8 protein-coding genes are annotated in these 12,236 nt (G+C 61.5%); 4 read left to right on the top strand and 4 right to left on the bottom strand.

Features of this window, described 5'->3' with window-relative positions:
• Positions 1-30: 30 nt before the first annotated feature.
• From AC24GY_RS24125 to AC24GY_RS24110, 4 genes are all read right to left on the bottom strand, one after another.
• Positions 31-1,311: a M48 family metallopeptidase gene (locus AC24GY_RS24125; RefSeq protein ID WP_487688161.1), complete on the bottom strand. Its 1,281-nt coding sequence runs from the start codon at positions 1,309-1,311 to the stop codon at positions 31-33.
• A gap of 5 nt (positions 1,312-1,316) precedes the next feature.
• Complete coding sequence (locus AC24GY_RS24120) at positions 1,317-2,009, bottom strand: TIGR00266 family protein (RefSeq protein ID WP_487688158.1); 693 nt, start codon at positions 2,007-2,009, stop codon at positions 1,317-1,319.
• 2 nt (positions 2,010-2,011) lie between these two features.
• A complete protein-coding gene (locus AC24GY_RS24115; protein ID WP_397384206.1) occupies positions 2,012-2,242 on the bottom strand; it encodes a hypothetical protein in 231 nt (76 codons plus the stop codon).
• Positions 2,243-2,323: 81 nt separating this feature from the next.
• Complete coding sequence (locus AC24GY_RS24110; protein ID WP_487688155.1) at positions 2,324-3,538, bottom strand: radical SAM protein; 1,215 nt, start codon at positions 3,536-3,538, stop codon at positions 2,324-2,326.
• 138 nt (positions 3,539-3,676) lie between these two features.
• Here AC24GY_RS24110 and AC24GY_RS24105 point away from each other — a divergent pair, with 138 nt between their 5' ends.
• The 4 genes from AC24GY_RS24105 (at position 3,677) to AC24GY_RS24090 (ending at position 11,938) form a co-directional block, all read left to right on the top strand.
• Entirely contained in the window at positions 3,677-5,524 is a 1,848-nt protein-coding gene (locus tag AC24GY_RS24105; RefSeq protein ID WP_487688153.1) for a tetratricopeptide repeat protein, read from the top strand.
• On the top strand, positions 5,521-8,106 hold the full coding sequence (locus tag AC24GY_RS24100; protein WP_487688150.1) for a hypothetical protein: 2,586 nt from the start codon (positions 5,521-5,523) through the stop codon (positions 8,104-8,106). The genes AC24GY_RS24105 and AC24GY_RS24100 overlap by 4 nt, the downstream gene beginning before the upstream one ends.
• 74 nt (positions 8,107-8,180) lie before the next feature.
• Positions 8,181-10,109 carry a DNA polymerase III subunit gamma/tau gene (gene dnaX, locus AC24GY_RS24095; RefSeq protein WP_487688148.1) on the top strand — a complete coding sequence of 643 codons (1,929 nt, stop codon included), beginning with the start codon at positions 8,181-8,183 and terminating at the stop codon, positions 10,107-10,109.
• Positions 10,110-10,477: 368 nt separating this feature from the next.
• The gene (locus tag AC24GY_RS24090; protein WP_487688146.1) at positions 10,478-11,938 is read left to right on the top strand and encodes a peptide MFS transporter; all 1,461 of its coding nucleotides are present in this window, start codon (positions 10,478-10,480) and stop codon (positions 11,936-11,938) included.
• Positions 11,939-12,236: the final 298 nt, after the last annotated feature.

The following is a 12,236-nucleotide window of genomic DNA, read 5'->3' as shown; positions in this document are numbered from 1 at the left end:
GACGCCTCGATCCGTTGACAGGCCGGAGGCCTATCCTCCTGCGGCGATCGCCTCCTGATTGCGCCAGAGGTAGAGGATGCGGCGGGAGGTGCTGGGGTGGGTGGAGTGGCGGTCGTCGAGCTCGGCTTCGAGGTGGAAGAGGACGTGGTCGGGGTGGGTTTCGATGAGGTGGACGAGGTCTGGCAGGAGGCGGGGATCGTTGAGGATGTCTGGGAGCGAGACGGGGATTTTGGCGATGCGGCTGACGGCGGTCATTTCGGCCAGGGATTCTTTGAGGGCGTCCTGGTCAGTGTTGTCGCTTTTGAAGGCGAACTGGAAGAAGCCTTTGAGGGAGGTCTCGTCATGCTCGGTGAGGCGGCGCTGGATGCCCTGCTCGAGCTGGGCGCGGGCCTGGGCGGACTGGACGCTGCCGAAGGGCATGGCGTCTTCGTAATCCTGAAGGAGCTGGGCGATGGGCACGCCGGTATGGCGGAGCTTGGCCTCAAGAACGCGGGCGAGGAGGGCGTTGCGGGCTTCGTGCTCGATGCCGAGTTTGATTTCCGTGGTGAGGGCGGGGATGAGGCCGGCGGCGCGTGCGCCGTAGTCATCGCACAGAAACTCGACGAGGCGGATCTGCGTGACCCACGTGGAGAAGGCGACCCAGCGTGCTACGCCGAGGGCTAGAAGCGGTGCGCCCCAACGGATGTCGTTGTCTCCCAGCACTTGGGCGATGACGAGCGCGAGCACACCGGAGAGCAGCGCATGAACGAGCATGCAGCGGCTGGCGATGGGGGAGTAGGGGAAGACGTGGCCGAGCTCGTGGCCGATGACAGATTCGAGCTCTTTTTCATCCAGCAGGTGAACGATGGAGCGGTTGAGCTGCACGCTGTTGAAGAGGTGCCAGCCGGGCAGGAGTTCCAGACGCAAGGCGAACGCGTTGACGTCTTTTTCTGGCGCGAGATAGACCGGGATGCGCTGGCCGGTGAGACCGAGACGCTCCTGCACACGGCGTACGGCGGCGATGAGCGAGTCGCGCGTGTGGATGCCGAGTTTGGCATCCGGGCGGATGTCTTCCAGGCGTTTTCGGTTGGCGAGGTGCTGCGCGACGATGAAGTCAAACAGGCCGAAGAAGGCGCAGGCGAAGAGGAGCAAGAACTGCCAGCCGGGGATTTCATGCGGTTGGGACGCCCACCAGGCGAGACCGCCGAAGATGGCGATCAGTTCCAGGCCGAGCCACAGCATCGAGCGAGACTCGTTGGCCTGAAAGCTTTGCAGAAGCGCCTCGCGCGTGGGTGTGACGAGACGGCGCGGCTTTGGCAGGACGCTCTCCATGCCGATCAGGTGAGAGTTTGCAGGAAGCCGCGAATGAGTCCGAGGGAGGGCCGTGCGCGGGTCTGGTAGATGACCTTGCCCGGACCGGTGAAACGGACGACGAAGCCTTCGCCGGAGAGGAAGGAGTCTTTGATCGACTTGGTGAGCACCACGGACTCAAAGGGCATGGTGTCGGTGAAGGCGACGATGTTTCGGTTGTCGAGCACGAAGCGCTCTCCCTCCGCGAGGTTTTGCTCAACGATGCCGCCGTAGCTGGAGAGGAAGAGCAGGCCGGAGCCGACGGTCTTCAGGAAGAAGAGTCCGCGAGTGGCCAGGACGCCCTGCATGCCGGCATTGTGCAGATCAAAGGTGAGCTCGGGCGAGGAGGCCAGGAAGGCGCCGCGTGCGAGCTTCAGGCCGGTGTCCGGTGTGACTTCGATGGCGCGGATGTCGCCCATTTGTTCGGGGGCGAGCATGAGGTGCTGCTCGTCGCGCTTGGCCTTGTAAATGACGGTGAAGAAGCTTTCGCCACCGAAGAGGCTGCGCATGCCACCGAGCATGCCGCGTTTGCCACCCATGTGGAGCCCGGCTTTGACGTCGATGTGAAAACCTGGCGTCATGGCCTGCATGCTGCCCGGCTGTGCGTGAATGCTCTCGCCCTCCGCCATATCCAGACGCAAAGTCGAAAAGGCGGGGGCGTGAAGAACTGTGTGACGCATGGCTAGATGTCCGAGTCGGCCTGGCCGCTCATCTTCTTGCGCAGCATGTAACCGCCGATGCTGATGAGGATCATGATGCCCAGGAAAATGAAGAGGGCGACCATGCGGCTGACTCCGAGAATGTCCTGAATGCCGGTGATGCAGATGTCATAGATGACGATCTGAATGAACCAACGAACGATGCCGCCCATGCCACCACGAGCTAGGACAGGAGAAAATGTATTTTGAGCCATGGATTCCATGTAGAGCGATTTTCGGATCACACTTCAAGTTAAAAGGTGTGACAGTCTCAAAGATTGACTCGTTATTTCAGCTCAGTTTTTCTTCTTTCCCAGCCCTTGGTACACCCCGAAGTCGTTGAAGAAGAATTTCTTCGCGAGCCAGTACATCCAGTGCTTCTCGGGGATCTCCTCGCCTTCGCGCCACTGGCTGGTGCGCGGGGTCATGGATTCGAGCTCGGCCATGGCGGTCTGACGGATGGTGGAGTCTTTGGCGGTGTGCTTGGTGACGACGGCTTTCACCAGGTCGGGGCGCTCAAGGACGATGCAGCCGCGGGTGTTGGCGGAGGCGATGTTGCGGAAGTCGCGGAGGAATTCGGATTTGGTGAAGACGTCGAAGAGGTCGTCATTGGTGCGGACGCTTTCCTTGGCGAACTGGATGATGGGGCAGGGCTCGATGGCGCCGGTGGGGCTGATGTGATGGCTGATGCCGTTGGCCATGGGGCAGAGGGCCTGGCCGTTGTGGTCGTAGTAGGCATCGACGATGGCGATGGGCATCTTGGCGCGCATGTTGACGACGAATTTGCGCACCTGGGTGATCTGCTCGGGCGTGAGAGCGAGATCGGCGCTGATCTTGGGGCCGACGGGGCGGTAGGTGTGGTACCAGGCGTAGTGGACTCCCATGTCGATGAGGCGGCGCAGCCATTTCTCGGTGAGGAGGTCGTCGATGTTGGTTTTGCAGAGGCTGGTGGCCACGCCGGTGAGCACGCGGGCGTCCAGGCAGTTTTGCAGGCCGCGCAGGGTGCGGGTGAGCACGTCTTTGTTGCCACGGCGTTCGTTGCTGACGATCTCAGTGCCTTCGATGCTGACCAGCGGGGTGATGTTGCCCAGCTTGCGCATGGTTTCAGCGGCCTTGGCGGTGATCATCTGGCCGTTGGTGAAGACCTGGAAGAAGGCGTCCGGGTGCATTGAGAGGAAATCGAAAAGCTCAGGATGCATGAAGGGCTCGCCGCCGAGGATGCCGAAGAAGGAATTGCCGCGCCGTTTGGCGTCGTTCACGATCTTGTTCAGCTCATCGAGATTCAATGATTCGCGGGGTTTGTCCACGTCCACCCAGCAGCCCTGGCAGCGGAGGTTGCAGGAGTTCAGGATGGAGATGTAGAAGAACGGGGGGAAGTACTGGCCCTGCTTCATGCGCTGCTTGTGCAGCATGACGGAGCGCGCCCCCTTGTAGCCGAAATTCCAGCCGATCTTGGCCAGGCAGAGGGGATCGACGGTTTTCAGGATGCGGGAGGTGAGGGAAAGGAGCATGGGCAAGGAGGTTACGTTCAAGAGGTCATGTTGTGTTCAAAGGTCAAGGTGGGAGGCCACAAAAAGCAGTCGAAGTATCGCAAGGGGTGACCGGCAATGACCGGGAGGCGGGCGTACCTGTATGAAGAGAGGCACGCCATGAACCACCAACCTCCAACGGATGATCTGGGATCCCGCAATCACTGGCGCAGGGTGCTGTGGGTGGTGCTGGTCGTTCTGATCGTCCTGATGGCACGGCGAATGGCCGGGGCTGCGGATGCGTGGCAGACGGCTGACAGCCTGCTCACGGGAGGGAAGGCCAAGGAGGCGGCAGCGGCCTATGAAAAGCTGATGCGGCAGAAACCCAAGGATGCGCGAGCCTACATGGGGCGTGGGCGTGCGCGCTGGCGGCTGAATGAACTGGACGGCGCGATTGCGGATTTCACCCAAGTGCTCACTTTGACGCCGAAGGATTCAACGGCCTACAACAACCGTGCCCTGGCCTATGACAACAAGGGGCAGCGTGATCTGGCCTTGGCGGATTATTCCAAGGCGATCGAGTTGAACCCGAAGAACGCGCTGTTTTACTTCAACCGGGCGCTCACATGGAGCGCGGTCAAAGAGCCGGACAAGGCGCTGGCGGACTACGCGGCGGCCATTGAGCTGGATCCCAAAAACGGCCTTTTCCACACGAACCGCGCCGATGTGCTGCTGCTGCGCGGTGAGTATGAGAAGGCGGTGGAGGATTGTGACAAGGCTCTTGCTCTGAACGACAAGAACGCGGCGGCCTATTTTAACCGAGCCACGGCGTACGATCAGATGGGCGAGAAAGAACGTGCGCTGTCAGACTATGACAAAGCGGTGGAGCTGGATCCGAAGGTGGCGAAGTTTCACAACAACCGCGGCTTCTTTCTGATGAACCGCGGCGACAACGAGGCGGCGATCGAGTGTTTCACCAAGGCGCTGGAACTGATCCCGACGGGTTCGATCTATCTGAACAATCGCGGGCAGGCATGGCTGAACCTGGGGCAGCGGGAGAAGGCGATGGCGGACTTTGACAAGGCGCTGCAGATCAATCCGCAGCACGCCAAGGTGTATCGCAATCGTGCGGGTGCATGGCTGGCCGCTGGTGAGTTTCAAAAGGCCGTGGCGGATGCCACGAAGTGCCTTGAGCTGCTGCCCACCGAGTCGCGGGCGTTTCAAATACGAGGAGAAGCCCGGGAAGCCCTGGGTGACAGCGCCGGAGCCAAGGAGGATCTGGAACGTGCGACGATTTTGGGGCCGCAGCCGCCGGTGGGTGTCGCGGCCTGGGTGCCGGTGGAGATCAAGAGGCGAGAGGAGCAGGCGATGAAGGCGCTGCTTGCAGATGCCTCACCTGAAAACCGCCACACGATGGCGGTGGTGAGGCATGACCATGCGTTTGCGATTCTTGATCAACCGCAGCGAGAACCGGACCAAGCCGCGCTGGAGGAGGCTGTGGGGTATGCGCGGTCGGCCTCGGCGCTGGAACCGGGAAATGCCGCGCACTTGTTTTTAACGGGGCTGCTGTATCAAGAGCTCGCCCCGTTTGATGAGCGTGCGCTGGTGATGGCGGAGAAGATGTTCACGCAGGCTGTGGATGCGGATGCCGAATATGCGGCGGCATGGTTGGAACTGGGATTGCTGATGGCGGCGCAGGATCGCGGCATGGAGGCCATCACGGCGCTGGAAAATGCGATGGAGAATGATCCGGCGGGTTCGGCGGCGCATGCCGTGGGACCTCTGTGCGCGGAGTATGCGGCGAATGACGAGGGGTATCGTGGGGTGGATTTCTTTGAGGCGCAGTATGCGGCGAATCCTGAGGTCTCGGCGCTCGGAGTCGGCCGTGCGATCATGCTGAACTATCTTGGTGACCGGGAGGCGGCGCTGTCGCAGGCGCGGGACATTTTGCTGATTGAGGAGGCAGGCACGCCGGAGCATGATTACGCCGCCAAACTGGTGGCCGAATGGGAGGGAGCTAAGTCATGAAACGAATCATGATATGCTGGGCCTTGCTGAGCCGTGCGGTCTTTGCGCAGACAGGAGAGGTGATGGTAAGCTTTGAATCCATCGAGGCGGCGCAGCAAGCGGAGCGTCAGGCGTTTCAGGAGCGGAAGGCGGCGCTGCAGCAGCAGCCGGCCAGTTCGCAGCGGGATGCGCAGTTGCGGGAGGAGGTGCTAAGGCATCAGGCGGAAGCCAAGAAGCTTTCGATGCAGCAGCAGGCGGCGCGCAAGGAGGTGATCTCCGACCTGAAACAAAAATGGAGCAAGGTGGAGTCGGACTGGCAAAGCGAATGCGCACGGCATGATGCAGCGCAGAAGCAGATCGAAAAAATGCCGGAGGGACCTGCGAAAACCGCGCAGATCGAGGCGGAGAATGCGGCGCACCGGACGACCAGCAAGCAGATCGCCACCCAGCGGAACGTGGTGCATGAGGGCGTGATCAATCAGGCGAACCGGGATGTGATGGGTGGGACGAGCAATGCGAGCAACAGTGCTAAGCAGACCGCTGGCACGACGATCACCGATCCGAATCATCGCGGCATGAACGGCGACTTTGACGCGGGCGGCGGCTACCGCACGACGGAGAAGGCGGGAAAGATTCTCAATGAGATCGGGGTGAAGGGTCCCAACGGCGGACCCGTGAAAGTGACGGGCGGCGTGCTGGAGACTTCGCCTGAGTTTGGCATGACGGTGAATGCCGCACCGGGCACCGACCGCATCGGCAGCGCGGGGCATCAGGCGCAGGTGAAGATGGGCGCACAGCATGGTGAGACGTATGTTTCAGAGACCGGAGGCTCGCTGAAGCCAGGGGCGCTGAAGGACCATGTGGCCACGATGGACCACGCGAAAAAAGCGATGCACGGCACCAGCGCGCCGCCGGAGGCTCTGGTGGGCGGAGCACCGGAAGGACAGATGATGGCCAAAGGCGCGCTGAAGGCGGCGAACCAGGCGGGACTGGACCCTGAGATGGTCAAGACGATCGCCAAACAGAATGGCGTGAAAAATCCCGGGGACATCCTCGACAAGCTGGCAGAGATCAAAACGGGTCGAGGGACGATTTCAAACGCTGATGAAGCCGCCAAGCTGCAAAAAACCACGCGGGACATTTTGAATGCCGCCGAGGCGAAGACCAAGACCGCAGCGGCGGCTGAAGTGCAGCAGACGCAGACGAAGATCAACGAGTTGGAGGCGAAGGGAATGAAGGCGGAGGCACAGCAGGCCCGCAATGAACTGGCGGACTACAAAGCCAAGGCCAATGCCACCACCGAGGCTGTGCGCGGGCCGAATGAACCGGTGACGAAAGCTGGTAGTCCGAGCGAACCCGTCACGAAGCCCGGTGGCACGAAAAGCGTGGCGGTGGAACCGGAGGCGAAAGCAGCCTCTGGAGGCAGGCTGATGAAAGGCGCGGGGCTGGCCCTGGGTGCCTACGGCATCTACGAAGGCTACAAGACCGCCAAGGAGGAGATGGAAGCGAAGAGGCAGGGAGAACCCACGGGCGCTCTTGGCTGGAGCAAGGACAAGGCTGAGCTGGCCGGGCGCACCCTGTGGCATGGCTTGGGATTTGGCTCGATGGCGGACATCGGCACGAAGGCCGGCAAGGATGCGTTTGATCAATACCAAAAGGACATCGCTGCGGGCAAGATTTCCCCCGATTCGTGGAAGTCCTATCTCGAAATGAAGGGCAAGGCGGTGCTCGGTGGTCTGTATGGCGGTGCGAAGGCGATCACGTATGATGCGGCCAAGCAGAGCGGCACGAATTTGGGCAATGCGATTGGCGAAGGCCTCGGGGCCGGGAAGGGGCTGTTCGACCAGTTGAAAAGCGCCCGCAATGAAAAGCAGATCAACGAGGAGCGCTCCAAAGAGATCTACGACAAGCTCATCAAGGCCGGGGCCTCCCCCGTGGGCGCGCAGCGTGCCGCAGATGGAGTGAAAAACGGCGATTTCACCGAGGCGAAGCGGCTGAACAAGGTTCTGGAGGGCAAGAAGGCTGCGAAGCTGGCCGCCGCCGAGCCCGAGACGAAAACACGCAGCTATCGTGAGCGCAAAAAACTCACCGCCAAGAAGGAAGCGGGCAAAGAGGAGGCCAAGGCCCGCGAAAACGCCACCGATGACGCGGTGAAGATGCGCGAGACCGTGATCGCGAAATTGAAGGCCAAAGGCCTGCCCGCGAATGCGAGCATCGTGGATCGTCTTGTGAGTGTGCTGGAGAGCGATGGTGTTCCCGCACTCGACGCGGCGATAGGCGAGATGGGCGGCATGCAGGGCACCTTTTCCGGCTCCTTGAGCGGCAAGGGGACCATCCGCATCACCGTGATCGGTTCAAGCGTCACGGGGAGCTATGGCCAGACCGTCACCGTCGGCGGCCAGACCGCCAGCGCTCGTGCGAGCATCAGCGGCGATGTCGAGCTGAGTTCCGGCACGATTTCGATGAAGATGACCGGCTCCGTCGTGGCGAAGGGCACCAACGTGCCCATCAACTCCTCGATGAGCGGCAGTTTCACCGGCAAGGGCTACAAAGGCTCCGCCAGCATCCCCGGCGGTCGTGCCTCGTGGAGCGTGAACAAGTGAATGCTCGACCAATTTTCACTCTCTTGTTTTAAACTTCCGTTGGCTTCACTGAGAGCGTTCGTTAGTCTGGCAGGGTGAGTTACCAAGTTTTTGCCCGCAAATATCGCCCCAAGACCTTCGCAGACGTTCTCGGCCAGGATCACGTCGTACGGACGCTGCGCAATGCCATCGCCCAGCAGCGGCTGGCGCATGCCTATTTGTTTGTGGGGCCGCGTGGCACGGGGAAGACCTCCACGGCGCGTATTTTTGCCAAGGCGCTGTGCGCCAAGAACGGGCCGACCATCGATTTTGACCCTGAAGACGAGCTGAGCATCGAGATCGCCGAAGGGCGCTGCATGGACGTGCTGGAGATCGACGGTGCGAGCAACAACGGCGTGGAGCAGGTGCGCGAGCTGCGGGACAACGTGAAATACGCCCCCTCCCGCTGCCGCTACAAGATCTACTACATTGATGAGGTGCACATGCTGACGACGGGGGCCTTCAATGCGCTGCTCAAGACGCTGGAAGAGCCGCCGGAGCATGTGAAGTTCATCTTTGCGACGACGGAGCCGAACAAGATCCTGCCCACGATCATCAGCCGCTGCCAGCGCTTTGACCTGCGGCGCATCCCGAATGCGGTGATCGCGAAGCATCTGCTGCACATCGCGAAGCTGGAGAATGTAAACCTGGACGAGAAGGCGGCCTATGCGATCGGCAAAGGCGCGGAAGGCGGAATGCGCGATGCGCAGTCCATGCTGGACCAGCTCGTGGCTTTCTGCGGTGGCACGATCACCGAGCAAGACGTGCTGGATGTGTTTGGCTTCACTTCCGGCGAATCCGTGGCGGCACTGGCGCGGCACATTCTGGAAAGCGACACCGTGGGAGCCCTCCGCGCTGTGTATGAGCAGAACGAGGCTGGCAAGGAGCTGGGGCGTTTCCTGGGGGATCTGATCCAGCATTTTCGCACGCTGCTGGTGCAGCAGGCGGACCCCGAAGCTGCGGCGGAAGATCTGAGCCCGGAAGTGGCCGAAGAAGTCGTGGCCCAGGCCCAGATGGCGAACACGGAGCAACTGCTGCGCGTGGTGGATGGCCTGGCCGATGTGGATGCGCGCATGCGCTGGGCCAGCAACAAGCGCCTGCACTTTGAGCTGGGCGTCATCGCCTCTGTGCAGAGCCTGAATGAAGTTTCGATCAGCGATGTGATTGATGCGCTGGATTCGGGCAGCGCAGAGGGCTTGACCCGGCCGGCACCGCGTGTGCAGGCAGCACCGCCACCGCTGCGCCGTGCAGCAGAGCCGGTGAAAGCCGTCCCTGCGGTGATGACGCAGCCCGTGGAGCGTGCAACGGCACCGGCCCCCGCTGTGGTGAGAGCACCGGAGCCTGAGCCGCAGCCTGTGGTGAAGGCCGCGCCCGTCATCGAAAAAGCGCCTGAGCCCGTTGTGGAGAAGGCGCCAGAGCCGGCGCCCGCACCGCCTCCTGTGGCGGCGGCGAAGGTTAAAGAGGCTTCTGCGGTGGATGAACCGGGAGAACTGTTTGGCCAGGATGTTTTCTGGACGAAGTTCATTGCTCAGGTGCAGGCGCGTCGTCTCCTCATCGCGCCGTGGCTGCAGCCCGCGACGCTGCTCGACATCTCACGCAACACGATCAAAGTGGGTTTTCCGCCCAGCGAGAGCTATGCACGCGACAGCCTGATGCGCCCTGCGCAGGTCAATTTCCTCGAAGGTCTGGCGCAGGAGCTGACGGGGAAGGCGATGAAGTTTGAGTTTGTGCTGGATTCGAGCCTCAAGGCACCGGCCTTTGCTGAGGTGGATCTGGGGCTGCTGAATGAGCCCGAGTCACCGGCCAAGCCTGCGGCTGAAGCCAAGGCGGAGCCTAAAGCCGAGGTGAAAGCCGCGCAGCAGGAGGAACTCATGAAGGCGGATGCGCCTGCTGCAGCTCCCAAGCCCCCCGAGGATTTCTACAACGACCCGCTGATCCAGCAGGCGATGGTGAAGTTCAAGGCGAAGCTGGTGACTGCTGAGTAATACGCTCAGCCGTTGAAAAGGAGTCTTGATGCAGTCTCAGGCAGAGAGGCTGAGATGCAGGGCTGTTTTCCGTCGATCGGGGCTTTTCACCATGCCTGAAAACCAGTGCGGCAAACGCCCTGGATCTGCTGCCTTTCCACATTCTATGGACGGCGAACCTTTTGGAGCGCCCGCGACTCCATAGACCCGAAACTTCGGACCCGCACAGCGGTTCCCTACCAGCCCTGAGGTGTGCACTGCGCTGGATGGTGGGGATGCGGTCACCGAGGAGTCGTTGATCAGATACAGACCTGTTTTCGGTGGGCGTGGTCTAAGGAAAAGCTCGCAATGAGGAGCTTGCTGTCTTTGGATGGCGGACCCCTCACGCCATGACTTCCGACCCTGCCGGCCATCCTCGCGGAATCTACACGCTGTTCTTCACGGAAATGTGGGAACGGTTCAGCTACTATGGGATGAGGGCGCTGCTGGTGCTCTACATGGTGGCGGAGGTGAACAATGGCGGCATGGGGCTGACGGATGAAATGGCCGCTGCGATCTACGGACTCTACACGGCGCTCGTATACATGACGGCATTGCCGGGAGGCTGGGTGGGAGACCGGCTGCTCGGAGCCAAAGGTGCGGTGTGGTGGGGTGGCATCATCATTGCTTCGGGGCACGTGGTGCTGGGCATTCACAGCACGCAGGCGTTTTTCATCGGGCTGATTCTGGTGGCCTGTGGCTCAGGGATGTTGAAGTCGAACATGAGCGCGCTGGTGGGGCAGCTTTATCCAGAAGGCGGCGCACGGCGGGATGCGGGCTTCACCTTGTTTTACATGGGCATCAATGTCGGTGCTTTATTCGGCCAGTTGCTGTGCGGCTGGCTGGGTGAGGAGGTGGGCTGGCGCTGGGGCTTTTCGGCAGCGGCGGTGGGCATGTTTCTCGGGCTGGTGCAGTTCAAGTTCACGCACCAGCATGTGTCACAGATCGGTGAACGCGTGGTGCATGAGGGGCAGAATGTGAGGCGTGAATGGACGCTCCTGCTGGTGGCGCTGGCTGCGGTGGTTGGCTTGGTTGCGCTGGGTGTGGGTGGAGTCATCCAGATTGATGCCATCAAGTTCGCCCACCACACGGCGTGGTTCATCTCCGGTGTGGCGCTGCTGTATTTCCTGTGGGCGTTTTTCCTCGCAAAACTGGATGCCGTTGAGAAGAAGCGGATGGTGGTCATACTCGTGCTGTTTCTGGCCTCGGCCATGTTCTGGGCGGGCTTTGAGCAGGTGGGCTCGTCCTTCAGCATTTTCGCCGAACGGTTCACTATTCGGAAATTCGGCGGGTTGGAAGTGCCGGCGAGCTGGATTCAGGCGCTGAATCCACTTTGTGTCATCGCACTGGCTCCGCTTGTCGCGATGCTTTGGTCCAGACTGGCGCGGGGTGAGAGGTCACCTTCGCTGACGACCAAGATGTCCTGGGCGCTGCTCATGCTGGCGTTGGGGTTTGTGGTCGCGGGCTGGGCGGCACAGCGCGCCTTGAGCACGGGGCCCGTGTGGCCGACATGGCTGATGTCCGTGGTCGTGCTGCACACGCTCGGTGAGCTTTTCCTCAGCCCGGTTGGGTTGAGCGCGGTGACCAAGCTTTCTCCGCCACGCCTTACGGGGCAGATGATGGGCATCTGGTTTCTGGGCAGTTCACTGGGGGATATTCTCGCGGGGATCCTGGCGGGTGGTGTCACCGGCGATGCCACTGCGCAAATGCCGGAGCGGTTTATGCACGTGGCGATTACGGCTGGGATTTCCGGGGTTGTGCTGTTGGTGCTGGCGCGCTGGGTTACGAAGCTGATGCCGGGGATTAAGTGAGGCAGGGTGCTGCTTTTTCTTGCTGGCACAGATGTGACCGAGAAAGCTTCTTGGAGTCGTGCGGCATGCTTGGGCGCGATGCCACTTTTGCAGGCCGGACGATGGGTTGCGGTAGGAGAACACTTTTCCTCCCCCGCGAAAGCGGTAGCTCCGATGCAGGCTTGCGCCTTGCATCTGCGCGACCGCACTCCAAAAGCTGGGGCGTTTCGCCTGAGTTTGGGGCCACGTTCGGGACGCCTCGGCCTGTGGACAGGCCGGGAGGCCTGTCCGACGGAGGACAGAGTGCAAGCCGGAGGCT

The sequence above is a fragment of the Prosthecobacter sp. Pr1 genome, assembly GCF_057652315.1.
Note: the sequence above shows the minus strand (reverse complement) of the source record. Positions and strands in the feature narration are given on the sequence as shown.